Source organism: Streptomyces longhuiensis (assembly GCF_020616555.1).
Lineage (GTDB): Bacteria > Actinomycetota > Actinomycetes > Streptomycetales > Streptomycetaceae > Streptomyces > Streptomyces longhuiensis.
Genome location: NZ_CP085173.1, coordinates 3,605,308 through 3,624,838 on the forward strand (window position 1 = coordinate 3,605,308; position 19,531 = coordinate 3,624,838).

Consider the following 19,531-nt stretch of genomic DNA (forward strand, 5'->3'; position numbering starts at 1 on the left):
GAGGCACCTCAAGAGAAATCACCGGCACGTGGGCGTGAGCTCGCGTGCCTGAACCTGAAAAGGCTCATTTCGTGGCGAACATCAAGTCCCAGATCAAGCGGATCAAGACCAACGAGAAGGCTCGTCAGCGCAACAAGGCTGTCAAGTCCTCCCTGAAGACCGCGATCCGCAAGGCCCGCGAGGCCGTTGCCGCGGGTGACACCCAGAAGGCCGAGGAGCTCACGCGCGAGGCTTCGCGCAAGCTCGACAAGGCCGTCTCCAAGGGCGTCATCCACAAGAACCAGGCCGCCAACAAGAAGTCGGCGCTTGCTTCCAAGGCTTCTTCCCTCAAGGGCTGAGTACCCACACTCCCTCACGGGACGGGCACTCCTTTGATGTGATCGCCGGACGGACCCGAGCGGGCCCTCTCTCTCCGCTCCCGGCCGGCACCCCGGATCTGCACGCGACTGCGTTCGCCACGCGGGTGCGGATCCATCGAGCTTGAACCTGAAACCCCGCACAGCTGTCCTTCCCCAGGACAGCCGGGCGGGGTTTTTGGCATTCAGGCGGACAGGTGTCAGGACCTATACGGGACGGGTGTCCGAGGACCTGTAGCGGGACAGGTGTCCCAGGACCCCCGTGGTCGGATGGCTCAGCCGCGGCGGGAGCGGGCTGCCCTCGCGATGGCGACCACGGCCTTCTCCAGGGCGTACTCGGGATCGTCCCCGCCACCCTTGACGCCCGCGTCGGCCTCGGCGACGGCCCGCAGCGCGACGGCCACGCCGTCCGGCGTCCAGCCCCGCATCTGCTGACGCACCCGGTCGATCTTCCACGGCGGCATCCCCAGCTCGCGGGCGAGATCGGCGGGCCGGCCGCCGCGTGCCGACGACAGCTTGCCGATGGCGCGGACGCCCTGGGCGAGCGCGCTGGTGATCAGCACCGGCGCCACCCCCGTCGACAACGACCAGCGCAGCGCCTCGAGCGCCTCGGCTGCGCGGCCCTCGACGGCCCGGTCGGCGACGGTGAAGCTGGAGGCCTCCGCCCGGCCCGTGTAGTACCGCGCGACGACCGCCTCGTCGATCGTGCCCTCGACGTCCGCGCCGAGCTGCGTCACGGCGGACGCCAGCTCCCGCAGGTCACTGCCGATCGAGTCGACCAGGGCCTGGCACGCCTCCGGCGTCGCGGAACGGCCGATCGCCCGGAACTCGCTGCGCACGAACGCCAGGCGGTCCGCCGGCTTGGTCATCTTGGGGCAGGCGACCTCGCGGGCCCCCGCCTTGCGGGCCGCGTCGAGCAGCCCTTTGCCCTTGGCGCCGCCCGCGTGCAGCAGCACCAGCGTGATCTCCTCGGCGGGAGCCGCGAAGTAGCCCTTCACGTCCTTGATCGTGTCGGCCGAGAGGTCCTGCGCATTGCGTACGACCACGACCTTGCGCTCGGCGAAGAGCGACGGGCTGGTCAGCTCGGCGAGTGTGCCGGGCTGGAGCTGGTCGGACGTGAGGTCACGCACATCGGTGTCCGCGTCGGTGGCGCGGGCGGCCGCCACCACCTGCTGTACGGCGCGGTCGAGCAGCAGGTCCTCCTGCCCCACGGCGAGGGTGACAGGGGCGAGCACGTCGTCTGTTGCAGTCTTCCTGGCCATCGCGGTCAAGCATCCCACGCGGCACTGACAACCCCCGCCGTGCCGGAGAATGGGCGGGTGACCGATGCACGACATGTACTGGTGCTGCCCGATCGCGACGCCGCGGAGGAGGTGGCCGAGGAGCTTCCCGACCGGTTCGGCGTCACCGAGGAGCCCCAGCTCGTACGGGACGCGCTGGCCGGTGAGGACGACGCCGAGGACGCGCAGTGGCTCGTGGTGATCGAGGACCCCACCGGCCGCCTCGACGCCGCCTCACTCGACGAATTCGCCGCGGAGCACGAGGGCTGGCTCGAAGCGCCTTAGCCGCGGCGGCCACGGCCGGTGCCGCGAGGGCCAGGGCTGCCCCGGCCGGGACCGCGGGGACCGCGGCTGCCCTAACCGGACTGCAGGGGCGTCAGCTCTTGGGGACGATCTGGATGTCGAGCTCGATCGTCACGCTGGAGCCGATCGCCGCGATCCCACGGGCCAGCATCGTCTGCCAGTTGACCGTGAAGTCGTCGCGGTGCAGCTCCGTGGTGGCGCGGCAGGCCGCACGGGTCTCCCCTTCCATGCCGTTGCCCAGACCCAGGTACTCCGCGTCGAGCGTGACCGTGCGGGTCACACCGTGCAGGGAGAGAGCGCCGGTGATCGCCCAGCGGCTGCCGCCCTTGTGCGCGAACCGCTCGCTGTAGAACTCGAGCGTCGGGAACTGGTCCACGTCGAGGAAGTCGGCCGACCTGAGGTGGTCGTCGCGCATCTTCACGTTCGTGTCGATGGACGACGCGTCGATCACCACGTGCATCGCGGACTGCTCGACCCGCTCGGCGATGCGCAGCGCGCCCGCGAACGTGTTGAACCGGCCGTGGATCCGGGCCAGTCCGATGTGCCGCGCCGTGAACCCGACCGACGAGTGCATGGGCTCGATCTCCCAGTCCCCGGCGTCGGGCAGGGCGGGCGGCTGGGCGACCTGGAGCATGACGTCACCGAGAGAGGAGTGCCCGCTGTCGCCGACCGAGGCGCTCCCCCGGTACGGTGTGTAGCCCTCCGCCGTGACCGCGAGCCGGTAGTCGCCGGCGGGCACGGCCGCGACGAACGAGCCGAACGGGTCGGCCCCGCCACTCACGACCGTGCGCCCCATGGCGTCGCTCACCGCGAACTCGGCTCCGCGCACCGGCTCGTTGACGGGGTCGAGCACCCGGCAGCTGACGAACCCCGCACCGGGCGGCACGCTCACCCCCGCGAGCGGACTTGTTCGTTGAGCCCGGTTCGTACGGTTTCCCAGCCAGCGGCCGAACATGTGCGAGACACCCCAGTGAAGCTTGACACCACCATCAACGAAGATGCATTCGACCATCGTTGTGGCATTCGAGGCAACACGGGCCCACATCGCGGGAATGCCAGGGACTGTCACCCCCTGTACAGAGATGCCTGAATTAGCCATTCCACTTACTGTTTCGCCAGCTCGGAGGCATTTCTACCAGCCGGTAACAGGGCGTCATGCCCAGGTGCTCGGCACCCGTCATGACCCGCCCGCCACCACACCGAGCCCCACGCCTTCCCGCTCCCCCTGCCCCTCCCCCTCCCCCTCCCCGGAGCGGACCGACCCGGATCCGTCCTGCCCAGGTCCAGCCGTCCCGGATCTACCCGGCCCGGATCCGCCCTGCCCGGACCCGTCCTGCCCGGACCCGGTGACCGCCAACGCCCCGTCCCGGTCCGTCCGGAGGACCGCCGCTCCCCCGGCCCGCAACGCCGCGACCGTGCGCGCCGACGGATGCCCGTACTGGTTGTCCTCACCGCACGAGATCAGGGCGAGCCGGGGCGCGACCCGGCTCAGGAGTACCGGATCCTGGTAGGCGGAACCGTGGTGGGCGACCTTGAGAACGTCCACGGGTGGCAGCGCCGCCGCCACGGGGGACCTCAACAGGGCACGCTGCGCCGGTGGTTCGAGGTCACCCATGAGCAGCAGGGTGAGGCCCGCGGTGCGGACCAGCAGCGTGACGCTCGCGTCGTTCGGACCGTCCGGGTCCGGGGCGGGTCGCGGCGGCGGCCACAGCACCTGCCATGCGAGCCGGCCCGTCCGCCGCCGCTCCCCCGCGACGGCCCGGGTCATCGCGATGTGCCGCGCCTCCGCCAACCCCCTGACAAACCGCACCTGTTCAGGCGGCTCGTCGAACCCCGTCGTCTCGATCGCCCCCACCTCACGCCCCCGCAGCACCCCGGGCAGACCCGCGACGTGATCCGCGTGGAAGTGGGTCAGCAGGACGAGCGGGACCCGGGTGATCCCGAGCGAGCGCAGACAGCGGTCGACCAGCACCGGATCCGGCCCCGCGTCGACCACCACCCCGGCACCGGCGCCCGCGGCGAGCACCAGCGCGTCGCCCTGCCCGACATCGCACATCACCATCCGCCACCCTGGCGGGGGCCACCCTGTGATCACCCGGGTCAGGGGCCTCGGCTGCATGACCACGAGAACCAGGAGCAGCACACATATCCCCATGGCCCACGGGGACTTGAGCACCTGACGGCCCACGAGGACCACGCACAGAGTGACCACGGCGAGCAGCAGCCCGCCGCTCACACCACCGGGCCAGTCGACGCCTCCGCCGGGCAGTGCGGCCCCCGCGCGTGCGATGTCCGCGATCCATCCGGCGGGCCAGCTCGCGCACCAGGCGAAGACCTTCGCGACCGGCATCGCCAGTGGCGCGGCGGCCAGCGCGGCGAACCCCAGCACCGTCGCCGGCGCGACCGCGAACTCCGCGAGCAGATTGCAGGGCACCGCCACCAGGCTCACCCGTGACGCGATGACCGCGACCACCGGCGCACATAACGCCTGCGCCGCGCCGGCCGCGGCGAGCGCCTCCGCCAGTCGCGGCGGACACCTGCGCCGTCGCAGTGCCGCACTCCAGCGCGGTGCCAGGGTCAGCAGCGCACCGGTGGCCAGGACGGACAGCAGGAACCCGTAACTCCGGGCCAGCCAGGGGTCGTACAGCACCAGCAGCAGTACGACCGTGGCCAAGGCCGGGACCAGGGACCTGCGTCGCCCGGTGCCGATGGCGAGCAGCGCGACGGACCCGCAGGCCGCCGCCCTGAGCACGCTCGGCTCCGGTCTGCACACGATCACGAAGCCGAGCGTGAGCGCGCCGCCGAGCACAGCGGTCGCCCGAAGCGGGATCCCCAGCCGCGGCGCGAGGCCACGGCGCTCGGACCGGTGCGCGGTGCCGGGCGGGCCGATGAGCAGAGCGAGAAGGATCGTGAAGTTCGCCCCGCTGACCGCCGTCAGGTGCAACAAGTCGGTGGCCTCGAACGCCTCGTGCAGCTCGGGCGGGACACGTGAGGTGTCCCCGACGACCAGCCCGGGAAGCAACGCGCGCGCATCCCCCGGGAGCCCCTCGGTCGCCTCCCGCAGCCCGCCCCTCAGTTTCCCCGCGAACCGCTGAGCCGTGGAGGGCGCGCCGACGACCCGTGGGCTCTCGTCCCGCCCGACGCGGAGCAGGGCCGCGACCCGGCCTCCGTCGGCCGACGAGGGTGCCAGCCCTCCGTGCACGACCAGCCGCGTGCTGGGCAGGAGCGACAGCCACGGCGTCCTCCCCGCGGCGGCACGGTCGACGTCGACGAGGACCAGGACCGGCGTACGCACCCGCGTCCCGGAACCGCCCGAGGACCCGCCCTGCGCGGCGTCGCCGACTCTCAGCACATCGGCTGCGATGACGACGGAGGAGGGAGCCGGGTGGTCCCCCTGCACGCGGGGGCGCGTCAGCCGCGGGTCGGCCGTCACCTCCAACTCGACTGTCACGTGCGCGAATTGCCTGGCAAGCCCGGGAACGGGCCCGCGGGTCAGATCCGCGCCGTGCAAGGCGGCCGAGGCCGCGGACGCGGCCACGCACAGCAGTACGGCGGCCACGGACATACGAGGCCAGAGCGAGAACACTCTGCGGGGAAGGCGCGGTGACGGCGACCGTAATTCCGGGGGCGGGGGCCGCAGTGGCGGACGCGGCGGCTCCGTCCTCCCTGACCGCCCCCGCGTCGCCCCTCCCAGTAACAACACTCCGGCCACAGCCGCGCAGGTCAGCGCCAGAGCCGTCACCCAGACCGCCGGAGCGTCCAGGGTCACCGCTGCCGTGGCCCACGCCGCGAGTGCCGGAGGGACGAGACGGAGGTCTGCCGGACCCTCCCGCCGCGGGTTCGAGTCACCCAAGGAGGAGTCCGAAGCCGGTGCAACTCCCGTGCTCCTCATGGCCGTACGAGATTCTGGAGGTCGGAGAAACGCCGGTCGCCGATGCCGTTGACCTCACGCAGCTCCTCTACGGAACGGAACCCTCCATGCTCTGTGCGGTAGTCGATGATGTGCTGGGCCAGCACGGGTCCGACGCCCGGCAGCGTGTCGAGCTGCTCTGCGGTAGCGGTGTTGAGACCGATCGGCCCCGCCGCCGCGGCCCCGGTTCCGGCCCCAGTGCCGGCAGCACCCGCCGAACCCGCGGCACCCCCCGAGCCGATCCCTCCCGGAGCCTCGGGTGCGCCCACGACCACCTGCTCGCCGTCCGCCAGCAGTCGTGCCCGGTTGATTCCCGTGGGGTCCACGCCCGGGCGGATGCCTCCGGCGGCCCGCAACGCGTCGGCGACCCTGGATCCGGCCGGCAGCCGGTGGATCCCGGGACTCCGCACCTTCCCGCTGACGTCCACGACGATCCCCGCTCCCGATGCCCCGGCCGCACCGCCCACAGCCGACGCCCCGAACGCGGCGGGTGCCGATGGCCCGGCGTCCGACTCCTGACCGCCGGCGGACGAACCCGCCGCCGCCTCGGGCGCCTCTGATCGGACCACCTCGGGCACGCTCACCGGCTGAGCCCGTCCGGTCCAGAAGTGGTGCACGGCGAAACCCGCCGCCGCGACCAGGACCACGACCAGAGCGATCACGCTCCGCCGCTCCAGCCCGCACCGCGTCTGCATCCACAGCGGCAGCCGCTCCCGCACGGCAAGCCCGGCCCGCTCCCGCCACGAGGCCGTATCCCTCTCCGCCTCGCCCGCCGAACCGTCCCACTCCTCCCTGAACTCCCCCGGCGCCGCACCCACCCCGACCTCACCCACGCCCACGCCCACGCCCACATCGGCATCGGCATCGGCATCGGCATCGGCCCGAGCCCATCGAGGCGGACGTGAAGAGACCGTCCCGGCCCATGGTGGAAGAGGCGGACGCACCGGCGGCACCCACTCGGCCGGATCAGGCGGAATCGGCACGCCCTGCGGACCTGGCGGACCCGGGGAGAGACTCGGCACACCGGGCAGACCCGGTGAGTCAGGCGGCCCACCCCGCTGCTCCGCGAAGAGCGCCTCCGCCCGCAACCTCAACGCTTCGGCCGACGCCTGCCGATAGCGCCGCCGCACCCGCCTACGCCGGTGCCACGTCCCCGACGTCGCCCCGGCGCCGGACGCCACATCCCCCGCGGCCGCGTCAAGCGTCTCTGAACGTACCGATGCCTCTGAACTTACCGATGTCCCTGAAAGTGCTGATCCAAGTGCCATGCCACGAACGCTAGGCACTCCGTCGAAACCGCGGTGATCTTGCTCAATTCCCGGGGACAACCCGGCAGTTGTGGATAACTCCGTCACCCACAAGCGCAGCCCATCTCACGGACCACGCCTCCGGCTCAGAGCACCGCACCGCGCCGCCCCTCACCGAGGCGAAACCACCGCCCCCAGCAACCCCGGCCCCGTGTGCGCCCCGATCACCGCGCCGACCTCGCTGACATGAAGGTCCATGAGCCCCGGCACCCGCTCCCGCAGCCGGTCCGCGAACGCCGCTGCCCTGTCCGGCGCGGCGAGATGGTGCACCGCGATGTCGACCTCGCTCGTTCCCGCGCGCTCGGCGACGATCTCCTGGAGCCGGGCGATCGCCTTCGACGACGTGCGCACCTTCTCCAGCAGTTCGATACGGCCGCCTCCGAGCTGCAACAGCGGTTTCACAGCTAGCGCCGAGCCGAGCAGGGCCTGGGCCGCGCCGATACGGCCACCGCGGCGGAGGTAGTCCAGGGTGTCGACGTAGAAGTACGCGGACGTGGCGGCGGCGCGCTTCTCCGCCGCGGTCACGGCCTCGTCGACCGTGCCGCCGCCGTCGGCCACCTCGGCGGCCGTGAGCGCGCAGAAACCGAGGGCCATCGCGACCATGCCCGTGTCCACGACTCTGACCGGCACCGGCGCCTCGCGCGCCGCGAGCACCGCGGCGTCGTAGGTGCCGGAGAGTTCGGACGACAGATGGAGCGAGACGACGCTGGTGGCACCCTCTTCGGCCAGCTTGCGATAAGTGGCGGCGAAGATCTCGGGGCTGGGCCGGGACGTGGTCACCGGCCGGCGCTTCTGCAGGGCTTCGGCGAGTGAGCGGGTGGAGATCTCGGCGCCCTCTTCGAGGGCCTGGTCGCCAAGGACCACGGTCAGAGGGACCGCGATGATGCCGTGGCGCTCCATCGTCCGCTGCGGCAGGTAGGCCGTTGAATCCGTGACGATCGCGACATGGCGGGACATGAGCTGGAGGTTACCTGCCCGGGCCGGTGGACGGCAGCCCGGCCCCGGTGGCCCGGTCACACGTCAAGTCGTGCTCTCCGGGCGGGCCTTCTTCTGCCAAGGATAGGTCGGGCGCGGGTCGGTGGGCGAGAGCGCGGGCCGGTCGGGCGTCTCGGCCCGTCCGCCCTGCGGGGTCCCTGGCCAGGTCTGATGCGTGGCAGGGCGCTCCGGGGCCGGTGCCGCGGGCCACGGGGGCGACGTCTGCGCGGTCTCGGGCGACGGTTCGGTCGTCCAGTGCCGCAGCGCCCCCGCCTCGATGTCGATCTGGGCGCTCAGGGAATCCAGGTCGTCGTCGGCGATCCGGTGGGCGCGGTCCCTGGCCGCCCGGCGCAGAGAGTCGGCCGACGCGGTGATCTGCTCCGTCCGCTTGCGCAGATCGGGCAGGAGCTCGGCGAGATGCGCCTTGTCCGGCTCGGTCTCAAGACGCTTGAGGTCTTCGTCCAGCTCGTGCCCGTGCACGCTGAGCCGGCCGAAGAGGTCCAGGGACTCCTTGAGCGAGGCGTCCTCGGCCACGCGCGCGTGGAGCGCGTCCTGGGTGGACCTCATCGACGTACGCAGCTTGAGCCGCAGTTGCGCGATCTCGCCGGCCGCGCCCGGCTGCACGAAGGTCCGCGCCTTGAGCGTCGTGTCCTCGACGGACCGGCGGGCCTGTGCGACCGTGCGGTCCACTCCCCGCTTGGCGGCGCCGACGACCTTCACCGTCACGTACGCGCCCAGGGCCAGGAACAGTACGAACATGAGCGCCACGATTGCGATCACGGCCTCTCCCATGACGCTCCTCCCGACAAGGTCGGCGGTCCGTCCGCCTCTTCCACGGTAAACGGAAAAGGCAGGCCGGTGGTTCCAGCGGAACCCCCAACCTGCCCGTAGGGAACAACCCTGATCCGGTTCGAACGCAGTGGTCGCCCAGCACCGGCCACCGCTCACGCGCTGGCCGGTGTCACCGCTTACGCGGGAACGATGTTCACCAGCTTCGGCGCCCGCACGATGACCTTGCGGATGCCCGCGCCGTCCAGCGCGGCGACGACACGCTCGTCGGCCAGGGCCACCTTCTCCAGCTCCTCGTCGGAGATCGACGGGGACACTTCCAGGCGCGCCTTGACCTTGCCCTTGATCTGCACGACGCAGGTCACGGACTCGTCCACGACGTACGCGGGGTCGGCGACGGGGAAGTCCTGGTGGACGACCGAGTCGGTGCGGCCCAGCTTGCGCCACAGCTCCTCGGCGATGTGCGGGGCCAGCGGCGCGACCAGCAGCACCAGTCGCTCGGCCACGCTGCGTGACAGCGGGCCACCGACCTTGGTCAGGTGGTTGTTCAGCTCGGTGACCTTGGCGATGGCGGTGTTGAACCGCATGCCCTCCAGGTCCTGACGGACGCCGTCGATCGCCTTGTGCAGGGCACGCAGCGTGGCCCCGTCGACGGCGGAGTCCTCGGTGTCGACGACGGTGACCTCCCCGCTCGCCTCGTCGACGATGTTGCGCCACAGGCGCTGCAGCAGACGGAACTGGCCCACCACCGCGCGCGTGTCCCACGGGCGCGAGACGTCCAGGGGGCCCATCGCCATCTCGTACAGGCGCAGGGTGTCCGCGCCGTACTCGGCGCAGATCTCGTCCGGCGTGACGGCGTTCTTCAGGGACTTGCCCATCTTGCCCAGCAGACGGGAGACCTTCTCGCCCTCGTAGTAGTACGCGCCGTCGCGCTCCTCGACCTCGGCGGCGGGCACCGCGATGCCGCGGCTGTCGCGGTACACGTAGGCCTGGATCATGCCCTGGTTGTACAGCTTGTGGAACGGCTCGGCCGACGACACGTGGCCCAGGTCGAACAGCATCTTCGACCAGAAGCGGGCGTACAGCAGGTGCAGCACGGCGTGTTCGGCGCCGCCCACGTACAGGTCGACGCCACCGGTCGGCTGACCCTCACGGGGGCCCATCCAGTACTGCTCGATGGCCGGGTCGACCAGCTTCTCGCTGTTGTGCGGGTCCAGGTAGCGCAGCTCGTACCAGCACGAACCCGCCCAGTTGGGCATGGTGTTGGTCTCGCGGCGGTACTTCTTGGGTCCGTCGCCCAGGTCCAGCGTGACGTGGACCCAGTCGCCGTTGCGGGACAGCGGCGTCTCGGGCTGGGTGTCGGCGTCGTCCGGGTCGAACGTGCGGGGGCTGTAGTCGTCGACCTCCGGCAGCTCCAGCGGCAGCATCGACTCGGGCAGCGAGTGGGCGACGCCGTCCTCGTCGTAGACGATCGGGAAGGGCTCGCCCCAGTAGCGCTGACGGCTGAACAGCCAGTCGCGCAGGCGGAAGTTGACGGTGCCCCGGCCGATGCCGGTGCGCTCCAGCCACTCCGTCATGCGCGCCTTGGCGTCGGTGACGCCCAGGCCGTCGACGGAGATCTGCTCGCTCGCGGAGTTGACCAGCCGCGCGTCGTAGGAGGCGAACGCGTCGTCCCACGTGGTGGTGTCGGTGCCGCGGTCGTCCGACGGCTCCACGACGCAGCGCATCGGCAGCTCGAAGGCGCGCGCGAACGCGAAGTCGCGGGTGTCGTGGGCGGGGACGGCCATGATCGCGCCGGTGCCGTAGCCCATCAGGACGTAGTCGGCGATGAAGACGGGGACCCGCTCGCCGCTGACCGGGTTGGTCGCGTACGCGCCGGTGAAGACGCCGGTCTTGTCCTTGGCCTCGGCCTGGCGCTCGACGTCGGACTTCGAGGCGGCCTGCTTGCGGTAGGCGGCGACGGCCTCGGCGGGCGTCGCGTGGCCGCCCGTCCAGACGTCGTGCGTGCCCTCGGGCCAGGCGGCGGGGACGATCCGGTCCACCAGGTCGTGCTCGGGCGCCAGGACCATGTACGTGGCGCCGAACAGGGTGTCCTGACGGGTGGTGAAGACGGTGATGGCATCGTCGCCGACGGGGAAGTCGACGCGGGCGCCCTCGGAGCGGCCGATCCAGTTCCGCTGCTGCAGCTTGATCGCCTCGGGCCAGTCCAGGGCGTCCAGGTCGTCCAGCAGGCGGTCCGCGTAGGCGGTGATGCGCATGTTCCACTGGCGCAGCTTGGCCTTGAAGACGGGGTAGTTGCCGCGCTCGGAGCGGCCGTCGGCCGTGACCTCCTCGTTGGCCAGGACGGTGCCCAGGCCGGGGCACCAGTTGACGGGCGCCTCGGAGGCGTAGGCCAGCCGGTACTCGCTCAGTACGTCGGCCCGCTCGGCGGCGTTCAGCTCGTGCCACGCGCGCGTGGAGTCCTGTACGGCGCGTTCACCGCTCTCGAACTGCGCGATCAGCTGGTCGATCGGACGGGCCTTCTTCGCCTCGTCGTCGTACCAGGAGTTGAAGATCTGGACGAAGATCCACTGGGTCCACTTGTAGTACTCGGGGTCGATCGTGGCGAACGACCGGCGCTTGTCGTGGCCCAGGCCCAGCCGGCGCAGCTGGGACTTCATGTTGACCATGTTGGCTTCGGTGGACGTGCGCGGGTGGGTGCCCGTCTGCACGGCGTACTGCTCGGCCGGCAGGCCGAAGGCGTCGAAGCCCAGGGTGTGCAGGACGTTGTGCCCGTTCATCCGCTGGAAGCGCGCGAAGACGTCCGTGGCGATGTAGCCCAGCGGGTGGCCGACGTGCAGGCCCGCACCCGAGGGGTACGGGAACATGTCCATGACGAACTTCTTCGGCTTGGCGGCCAGCGCCCTGTCCGCCTCGGTGTCGCCCGCCAGGTCACCGCTCGGGTTCGGCGCCTCGTACGTGCCGTCGGCGTCCCAGAAGTCCTGCCAGCGTGCCTCGATGTCGGCGGCCATCGCCGCCGTGTAGCGGTGCGGCGCGGCCACCTCGGAAGCGGCAGCGGAATTCGTCTCGCTCATGATCCTCAAAGCTCCATCGATCGTCTCTGCTTACGGAACTGACCGCGCTGGCCAAACAAAAATGCCCCTCGCACAGGAGGGGGCGCCGCGCCGATTCCGATCCGCGATTCGTCAGCGGTCGGGACTGATCAGCGCGGCTCGCTAAGCAGAAGGCGTACGGCACGCATGGCGTCAGGGTACCGCAGGGCCCACACGGGCCGCGACGGGCTTACGGCGGAGGGCCGCGGGACGGCTTCGCAAGGGCCGAAGGAGGCCTACAGAAGGTGCATGGGCCAAGGGTTACCCCGCGTACCGACCCCTATCGGGGCAACACAAATCCCACACCTCCAATAGATAACAACGAGATAACTCAAACCTCGTACTGGCTGGTATGGGTCGACCTAGAGTGCGGCAGCGGGACCACTTTGCCGAACCATTCGGAGTCGCCCCCATGAACCCTCCACTGAACTCCCCGTTGAACTCCCCGACGAACGGGCAGCCGCTGAATCCGTTCCCCCAGCTTCGCAATACCCGGCGCCCCCGGCGCAGGATCCGCCCGTCCCCCGCACCCAGCCGGACGGCACGAGGGGCCCTGTGTGCGGCGGCGCTGCTGCTGATACCCCTCGTGGTCGTCGTCGGGAGCAACGCATTCCGCGCCGCGCTCGACTTCACCACCGGGGTGCTGTCCCTGGTCTCCCTGACGGCGTCCGTCGTCTGGGGCCTGGTCGCCTCCGACCGACTGTTCCTGACCTCGCGCCAGCGCCTGCTCTCCCAGGGCGTGCACCGGGCCACGGCGGTCGCCTCGATCGGCTTCCTGCTGCTGCACGTCACCGTCAAGCTGGCCCTCGACCATGTGTCCGTGCTCGGCGCGCTGATCCCCTTCGGGCTCGGCGTGACCGGCAGCGCGGGCCTGATCGGCCTCGGCTCGCTCGCCGGGCTCCTGATGGTCACCACCGGCGTCACCGGCGCGCTCCGCAAGGCCTTCGCCTCCCCGGCCCAGATCGCCTCCCGCTGGCGCGCCCTGCACATGCTGGCCTACCCCGCCTGGTGCTCCGCGCTGATCCACGGCCTGTACGCGGGCCGACAGCCGAAGACCTACGTGGTGGTCCTGTACTGCCTGTGCCTGGTCGCTGTGGGCGGTGCGGTCGCCCTGCGGGCGGCGCCGGGACCGGTCAAGCGCAAGGTCGCCGCCCGCGTCCTCGCGCTCCTCGACGGCGACGGCAGGACGCAGGGCACCCGCCGCCGGAACGTCACCGCATCACCGCTGCCCGGCGGCCCCGGCCGTCCCGCACCGTCCGATCCCCGCTTCGACGTGAACCGCGAGCCCCCGCCGCGGCCGCGCGACAACCCGCTCCAGACGCCGCCCCCCGGCATGCCACCGCTGTACGAGGCTCCGGCGCGCCCCGCGTTCGAGCCGCGCCCCGCCACCGCGGGCATCGGCTTCTCGGCCGCCTACCGCGCGGTCTCGACCCAGGTGGACCCGCTCTTCGGCGACCCGCCCCCCGGGGAGCCGCTGACCCTCCTGGACCTCCAGCCCACCGAGGCCCTCCCGTTCGTCGACCCCGAGCCCCCCGAGCGCTGGCCGGCCCCGTCCCCGCCGCCCCCCGCTCCGGCACCCCCCTCGGCGTACGACCCCACTCTCGACACCCCCTACGGCGGCATCCCGAGCTTCGAGGAAGAGTCCGCCACCGAAACGCTGCCCGGCCCGTTCCAGGCCCCCTCCGCGGGTGAGCCCTGGAACACGCCGCCCGGAGGCATTCAGTGAACACCGCGCTGCCCGACGTCCCCGAAGTCCGCGTCGTCGGTCTCCCCCAGCTCACCTCGGGCTTCGACCTGGTCGAGCGACTCGACCTCGACATGCATCTGAAAGTGCACGGCCCGCTCGAACCGATGGGCGGTGAGCAACTGGCCGCGCTGGCCGGGCAGATATCGCTGCGCGGCCGCGGCGGCGCGGGGTTCCCCTTCGCCAAGAAGCTGCGCGCCGTCGCCCAGTCCGCGATACGCCGCGGGGTGCGCCCCGTCGTCGTGGTCAACGGCAGCGAGGACGAACCCGCCTGCCGCAAGGACACGGTGCTGATCAACCGCGCCCCGCACCTCATCCTCGACGGCGCGCTCCTGGTCGCCGAGGCGCTCGGCGCCCGCACCCTCGTGGTCGGCGTGACCCGCGACTCCACCGAGGCGTCCATGCAGGCCGCGCTCCTCGAAAGGGGCCTGTCCAACCGCCGTGGCGCCCCGCTACGCGCGCGCGTGCAGCGCAACCCCGTACGCATGGTCACCGGGGAGTCCTCCGCGCTGATCCGCTCGGCGGACGGCGGCCCCCCGGTGCCTCCGGGCCGCAAGGTGCGCGCCTCCGACTCCGGGGTGGGCGGCGCGCCCACCCTGCTGTCGAACGCCGAGACGTTCGCCCAGCTCGCCATTGCGGCCCGCACCGGGCCCGAGCGCTACTGCCGCACGGGCCTGCGCGACGAGCCCGGCACCATCCTGCTGACCCTCTCCGGAGCCGTCGCCCGCCCGATGGTCCTCGAAGTCCCGGCGGGGGTGCCCCTGCGGTACGTGCTCGAGCTCGCGGGCGCCCCGCCCATGCCCCAGGGCGTGCTCACGGGCGGCTATCACGGCAAGTGGCTCGACGCCTTCGCGGCGCAGGAGGCGGTGGTCTCCCGCGCCTCCCTGGAGGCCGCCGGTGGCGCGCTCGGCGCGGGCGCGATCCTGCCGATCGGCCCGGACACCTGCCCGCTCGGCGAGGCGCTGCGGGTGGCGCAGTGGCTGGCCTCGGAGAGCGCGGGCCAGTGCGGGCCCTGCTATCTGGGTCTGCCGGCGGCGGCGCGCGGCCTGGAGGACGTCCTGAACGGCGGCGGCCCCACCGCCCTGGAAGCCCTCCAGCAGGTCACCAGGGCCGTGAAGCGGCGCGGCGCGTGCAAGCACCCGGACGGTTCGGCGGCGTTCCTGGAGTCGACGATCTCGGCGTTCACGGACGATCTGGCCGCGCATGTCCTGGGCGGCGGCTGCGGGCGCCCGGTGCAGGGCGTGCTGCCCCTGCACACGGAGGCGCCGCAGGGCGAGTCCCCCAGCGGCCGGCGGCTCGCGGTGGACTGGACGCTGTGCGAGGGCCACGGCCTGTGCGCGGACATCGTGCCGGAGCTGATCCAGCTGGGCCCCGACGGCTATCCCTCGGTGGCGGAGGCCCCGGTGGCGCGCTACTCGGAGGCGCGGGCCGTACGGGCCGTGCGCCGCTGCCCCGCGCTGGCGCTGCGTATCGAGGAGGACCCGGCGGCGGTTCCGGCCCGCCCGGCCCTGCCGCCCGCGCTCCCGCCGGGCCGGGGGCGCAGGGCGCTGGGCAGCGGGCGCGGCTGACCCCGTGAGCGCGGCCCGCGGGGCCGCGTGACGGCATACGAAAGCGGGCCACCCTGTTCGGGTGGCCCGCTTTCATGTCCAACTACTGTGGAGCTAAGGAGAATTGAACTCCTGACCTCCTGCATGCCATGCAGGCGCTCTACCAACTGAGCTATAGCCCCTTGTGGCCATGCGGCGGAACCGCATGTTCACCGTGTCGCCCGGTTTCCCCGGCGGCGACGCCAACATTACCGGGCACCCGGTGCATCACCAAATCGTTTCCACCTTGGCCCGATTTGCCCGAATTTACTCCATCATCAGGCCGTGGCGAACGAATAGAACCGCTTGAGCGTGCAGTGCTCGTCGAGCAGCCGGCCGTAGATCGGCTCGCCCTCCAGCTCCCGATATGTCTCGATCGGGTCGCCCTTTATGATCAGCGCCCGCGCGCACTCCTCGCACCAGTACTGGTAGTCGGGGTTGACCGGCTCCATGTCCCTGACGATGGGCGTGCCGCTGCCGCACCAGTCGCACGTCCTCCTGTGTGCACCCATCGATCAGCTCCAGCTGTGGCCGCAGGCCGTGCACACGTACGAGATCCCGGCGTTGTCGCCGAGCATCTGCGCGACGTGGAGGGAGCCGCAGGACGGACAGTCGAGGAAGGGGGAGGAAGAGGGAGAGGGGGAAGGGGACGTCATGTGCTGCCCGCAATGGGCTGCTTCGGCCGGTCTCACTGTCACGCCGAGGGGGCGGTCGGCCGCCTCGGTGATGCGCGCGGGCATCGCGTTCTCCCTCCCGTCGGGCCGTCTTCGTCGAACGGATGCGGCCCTCTACCGGCCGTCCGATTCTGCCACGGCCGGAGCGTCACGGTCAGCGACGCATGAGTACCGGTCCGGACACGGCGCCGAGTTCGCCCGCTCCGGCCAGCACTTACGCACACGCCCACACACGAGGACCACATCCGCAGACCTATACGCCCCTGGGACACCAGCGCCTCAAGGCAGTTGGAGAAAACTGTGCCGGGTAACAAAAAATCCCGCCCTTACCCGGACGGGATCTCTGTGAAGCGGACGCTTCGACTGTGGAGCTAAGGAGAATTGAACTCCTGACCTCCTGCATGCCATGCAGGCGCTCTACCAACTGAGCTATAGCCCCTTGCGTTCTCCCCGCTCTGCGCGGCTGCGAACAAGAAGAACTTTAGCCTGCGACCTGCCGGAAAGTGAAATCCGGCCGTTCGGCCCCGTCGGGGGGGCTCAGTCGTCGTCGCCGAGCACCGGCTCCGGGAGCGTGCCCGCGTTGTGCTCGAGCAGCCGCCAGCCGCGTGCCCCCTGGCCGAGGACGGACCAGCAGCAGTTGGAGAGACCGCCGAGACCCTCCCAGTGGTGGGACTCGAGACCGAGGAGGCGCCCGATGGTGGTGCGGATCGTGCCGCCGTGGCTGACCACGACGAGCGTGCCGTCCTGCGGCAGCTTCTCCGCGTGGCTGAGCACGACGGGAGCGGCCCGGTCGGCGACCTCCGTCTCGAGCTCGCCGCCGCCGCGGCGCACCGGCTCGCCGCGCTTCCACGCGGCGTACTGGTCGCCGTAACGGCCGATGATCTCGTCGTGCGTGAGGCCCTGCCAATCACCGGCGTAGGTCTCGCGCAGGCCCTCGTCGTGCGTCACGTCGAGGCCCGTGAGCGCGGCCAGCTCGGCGGCCGTGGACGCGGCCCTGCTGAGGTCGGACGCGACGATGGCGTCCGGCTTCAGCGAGGCGAGCAGCCGGGCGGCCCGGCGGGCCTGGGCGACGCCGGTCTCGGTCAGGCCGATGTCCGTGGAGCCCTGGAAGCGGCGCTCCAGGTTCCAGGCGGTCTGGCCGTGCCGCCACAGGATGACGCGCCGTCCGCGGGCCGGTCCCCCGGCCGCTCCGGCGCCGGCCCCCGCGGCGGTCAACGCAGCTCTCCGCCCAGCTCGCGAAGCTCCTCGGCCTCCTCCGCGGCCTGCGTCCGCTGGGCGTGCTCCTCCGCCTTGCCACGGGTGGCCTTGGCGTCCTCGGGAAGCTCCAGCTCGGGGCAGTCCTTCCACAGGCGCTCGAGGGCGTAGAAGACGCGCTCCTCGCTGTGCTGGACGTGGACGACGATGTCGACGTAGTCGAGGAGGATCCAGCGGGCGTCGCGGTCGCCCTCGCGGCGGACCGGCTTGGCGCCGAGCTCCTTGTTCAGGCGCTCCTCGATCTCGTCGACGATCGACTTGACCTGGCGGTCGTTGGGCGCGGAGGCCAGCAGGAAGGCGTCGGTGATCGACAGCACGTCGCTGACGTCGTACGCGATGATGTCGTGCGCGAGCTTGTCGGCAGCCGCCTGTGCGGCGGTGGTGATGAGCTCGAGGGAACGGTCAGTGGCGGTCACTACAAGGCTTTCCGTCGGCGGGCAGTAATCCCCTGAAGGGATACCCCAAGGGTCTCACGGACCGCCGACGGCCCTTACTGGATTCTCCTGGCCCCGGGAGCGCGCCCCGGGGCCGGGCCCGCCTACTGTCCGCCCGTGTAGTTCTGGCCGAGGACCACGGACACGTCCGCGTTCGCCACGGTCTTCCCCTTGCGCACCGCGCTCGTCGGCAGGCCCAGGGTCTTGGCGACCTCGACGGCGTCCTGCTTGCGGTCGGCGTCCTGATACGTGACCTGCGACGCGGCCTGGGCCGCGGTGCCCGTCCCGGCGTCGACGAAGGTGTAGCCGCCGTTCACGAGCGTGACCCTGGCCTTCTCCGTGCGGGCCTTCACGCCGGTGGCGTTCTTGATGCCGACGCGTACGGAGGCGTCCTTGCCCGGGTTCTTGACGGTGCCGCCGAGGACGTCCTTGACGACGCTGTCGGTGGCCTGCTCGGACAGGGTGCCGTCCTGCTGCACGGGCAGCAGCGCGGTCTTGTAGTCGCCGCCCTTGGCCCGGTCGGCGAGCTTGGCGAGGAACGCGCCGAGGTCCTTCTCGCCCAGCGACGGGTCGAGGATCTGGGCGAGGGACTGGACGGTGACGGTGGCGGCGTGCGGGTCGGACGACAGCTTGCGCAGCACGCCCTGCATGACCTGGCCGAACCGCATGAGCTGGGCGGTGTCGGACTCGCCGGGCGCGCGGTAGGTGGCGTACGCGACGGCCATGGGGCCGCTCAGCGTCTGCTGCTTGCCCTTCTTGACCAGCGGGGACGTCGTCTTCTTCCCGGACTTGGCGGCCGGGTCGGGGACGTCGGCGTTCGTGTCGATGTCGATGTTGCCGACGAGTTCGACGAGGTTGTTGAGGTACGGGGTGTCGAGGCGCCACGTGCCCTCGACGTCCGTGCCGAGGACGGTGTCGATGGCGTCGCGCGTGCCGGAGGACCCGTCGCCGTCGACGGACTTGCCGAGCGTCGTCGCGCTGCCCTCGTCGTCCGTCAGGGCAAGGGAGTTGGGGAGCAGGACGGTGGTGCCCTGCTTGGTGGTGGTGTTGTTGACGAGCAGCGCCGTGGAGGTGCCGCCGCCCTTGGTGTTGTGCAGATGGACGACGATCACGTCGCGGTTCTGCGGGCCCGCGGTGTCCGCGGCGCCCTTGCCGGAGCCGGCGGAGCCGAAGCCGGGCAGCTTGCCCGCGTACCAGAGGTAGCCGACGCCGCCGGTCACGCAGAGCACGAGGACGACGACGAGGGCGACGACCCGGCTGCGGCCGCGGCGGCGGGCCTCCTCGCGGCGCTCGGTGCGCGACTCGGTGAACTTCAGCCAGTCGATGACGTCTTCGGAGTTCTCGTCCGGCTCCTCGACGAAGGAGAACTGCTCGGTGCGGTACTCGGGCGACCCGTCGCGCTCGCGCGCCGCGGGCTCGGTCCTGGGAGCGGCCTGCGCCGGGATGTGGGCGGTCGCGGTCTGCTCCTCGACCCGCTGCTGCTGGCCCGTTCCCGCGGCAGCCCCGTAGGGGTCGTAGGAAGAGGGCGGCCCCTGCTGCGCGGGCGCGCCCGCCCCGTAGGGGTCGTACGTGTCGTACGAGGGCACCGGCGGCTGCTGGCCGGTGGCGTACGGGTCGTAGCCGTAGCCCTGGCTCTGGCCCTGACTCTGGGTCTGGGTCGCTTGCGGGTACTCGTACTGCGCAGGCTGCTGGGGCACCTGCCGGTACACGGGCTGCCCGTACTCGTCGTAGCCGACGAGCTCGTACTGGTCGGACGTGTTGGACGCGTCCCCCGAGTAACTGCCCGAGTAACCGTCGTATCGGTCGTTCACCGGTGCCCCTCTCGGC

The 19,531-nt window shown here is 71.5% G+C and carries 16 protein-coding genes and 2 tRNA genes; 4 read left to right on the forward strand and 14 right to left on the reverse strand.

Features of this window, described 5'->3' with window-relative positions:
- Nucleotides 1-71: 71 nt before the first annotated feature.
- Entirely contained in the window at nucleotides 72-338 is a 267-nt protein-coding gene (gene rpsT, locus LGI35_RS16775; protein ID WP_100594244.1) for a 30S ribosomal protein S20, read from the forward strand.
- 293 nt (nucleotides 339-631) lie between these two features.
- Here the strand turns inward: rpsT and holA are convergent, their stop codons facing one another.
- Nucleotides 632-1,618: a DNA polymerase III subunit delta gene (gene holA / locus LGI35_RS16780; RefSeq protein ID WP_227294616.1), complete on the reverse strand. Its 987-nt coding sequence runs from the start codon at nucleotides 1,616-1,618 to the stop codon at nucleotides 632-634.
- Nucleotides 1,619-1,675: 57 nt separating this feature from the next.
- Here holA and LGI35_RS16785 point away from each other — a divergent pair, with 57 nt between their 5' ends.
- Nucleotides 1,676-1,921: a hypothetical protein gene (locus tag LGI35_RS16785; protein ID WP_116513028.1), complete on the forward strand. Its 246-nt coding sequence runs from the start codon at nucleotides 1,676-1,678 to the stop codon at nucleotides 1,919-1,921.
- Nucleotides 1,922-2,012: 91 nt separating this feature from the next.
- On the opposite strand, the gene LGI35_RS16790 is transcribed toward LGI35_RS16785, so the two are convergent.
- The 6 genes from LGI35_RS16790 to leuS all read right to left on the reverse strand — a co-directional run bounded on the left by LGI35_RS16790 (nucleotide 2,013) and on the right by leuS (nucleotide 11,994).
- Nucleotides 2,013-2,894 (reverse strand): YceI family protein, encoded by an 882-nt coding sequence (locus tag LGI35_RS16790; RefSeq protein ID WP_227294617.1) that lies wholly within the window; start codon nucleotides 2,892-2,894, stop codon nucleotides 2,013-2,015.
- A 222-nt stretch (nucleotides 2,895-3,116) separates the two neighbouring features.
- Nucleotides 3,117-5,831 carry a ComEC/Rec2 family competence protein gene (locus LGI35_RS16795; protein ID WP_227294618.1) on the reverse strand — a complete coding sequence of 905 codons (2,715 nt, stop codon included), beginning with the start codon at nucleotides 5,829-5,831 and terminating at the stop codon, nucleotides 3,117-3,119.
- The gene (locus LGI35_RS16800) at nucleotides 5,828-7,117 is read right to left on the reverse strand and encodes a ComEA family DNA-binding protein (protein ID WP_423835709.1); all 1,290 of its coding nucleotides are present in this window, start codon (nucleotides 7,115-7,117) and stop codon (nucleotides 5,828-5,830) included. Before LGI35_RS16800 ends, LGI35_RS16795 begins: the two co-directional genes overlap by 4 nt.
- A 150-nt stretch (nucleotides 7,118-7,267) precedes the next feature.
- Nucleotides 7,268-8,113, reverse strand: a complete 846-nt coding sequence (locus LGI35_RS16805) for a DegV family protein (protein WP_227294620.1) — start codon at nucleotides 8,111-8,113, stop codon at nucleotides 7,268-7,270.
- Nucleotides 8,114-8,176: 63 nt separating this feature from the next.
- Entirely contained in the window at nucleotides 8,177-8,923 is a 747-nt protein-coding gene (locus LGI35_RS16810; RefSeq protein WP_227294621.1) for a hypothetical protein, read from the reverse strand.
- A gap of 176 nt (nucleotides 8,924-9,099) precedes the next feature.
- Nucleotides 9,100-11,994, reverse strand: coding sequence for a leucine--tRNA ligase (gene leuS, locus LGI35_RS16815; RefSeq protein WP_227294622.1), 2,895 nt, complete (start codon nucleotides 11,992-11,994; stop codon nucleotides 9,100-9,102).
- Nucleotides 11,995-12,424: 430 nt separating this feature from the next.
- Here leuS and LGI35_RS16820 point away from each other — a divergent pair, with 430 nt between their 5' ends.
- Nucleotides 12,425-13,738, forward strand: coding sequence for a ferric reductase-like transmembrane domain-containing protein (locus LGI35_RS16820; protein ID WP_227294623.1), 1,314 nt, complete (start codon nucleotides 12,425-12,427; stop codon nucleotides 13,736-13,738).
- On the forward strand, nucleotides 13,735-15,324 hold the full coding sequence (locus tag LGI35_RS16825; RefSeq protein ID WP_227294624.1) for an NADH-ubiquinone oxidoreductase-F iron-sulfur binding region domain-containing protein: 1,590 nt from the start codon (nucleotides 13,735-13,737) through the stop codon (nucleotides 15,322-15,324). Before LGI35_RS16820 ends, LGI35_RS16825 begins: the two co-directional genes overlap by 4 nt.
- 88 nt (nucleotides 15,325-15,412) lie before the next feature.
- Here LGI35_RS16825 and LGI35_RS16830 read toward each other — a convergent pair.
- The 7 genes from LGI35_RS16830 to LGI35_RS16860 form a co-directional block, all read right to left on the reverse strand.
- Nucleotides 15,413-15,485: transfer RNA gene (locus LGI35_RS16830), tRNA-Ala, on the reverse strand.
- 135 nt (nucleotides 15,486-15,620) lie between these two features.
- Nucleotides 15,621-15,854 carry a hypothetical protein gene (locus LGI35_RS16835; protein WP_116513021.1) on the reverse strand — a complete coding sequence of 78 codons (234 nt, stop codon included), beginning with the start codon at nucleotides 15,852-15,854 and terminating at the stop codon, nucleotides 15,621-15,623.
- Nucleotides 15,855-15,857: 3 nt separating this feature from the next.
- The gene (locus LGI35_RS16840) at nucleotides 15,858-16,082 is read right to left on the reverse strand and encodes a hypothetical protein (RefSeq protein ID WP_227294625.1); all 225 of its coding nucleotides are present in this window, start codon (nucleotides 16,080-16,082) and stop codon (nucleotides 15,858-15,860) included.
- A gap of 300 nt (nucleotides 16,083-16,382) precedes the next feature.
- A tRNA-Ala gene (locus LGI35_RS16845) sits at nucleotides 16,383-16,455 on the reverse strand.
- Nucleotides 16,456-16,553: 98 nt separating this feature from the next.
- Nucleotides 16,554-17,231 carry a histidine phosphatase family protein gene (locus tag LGI35_RS16850; protein WP_227294626.1) on the reverse strand — a complete coding sequence of 226 codons (678 nt, stop codon included), beginning with the start codon at nucleotides 17,229-17,231 and terminating at the stop codon, nucleotides 16,554-16,556.
- Nucleotides 17,228-17,686: a ribosome silencing factor gene (gene rsfS, locus LGI35_RS16855; protein ID WP_227294627.1), complete on the reverse strand. Its 459-nt coding sequence runs from the start codon at nucleotides 17,684-17,686 to the stop codon at nucleotides 17,228-17,230. Before rsfS ends, LGI35_RS16850 begins: the two co-directional genes overlap by 4 nt.
- A 122-nt stretch (nucleotides 17,687-17,808) precedes the next feature.
- On the reverse strand, nucleotides 17,809-19,515 hold the full coding sequence (locus LGI35_RS16860; protein WP_227294628.1) for an LCP family protein: 1,707 nt from the start codon (nucleotides 19,513-19,515) through the stop codon (nucleotides 17,809-17,811).
- Nucleotides 19,516-19,531 lie beyond the last annotated feature (16 nt).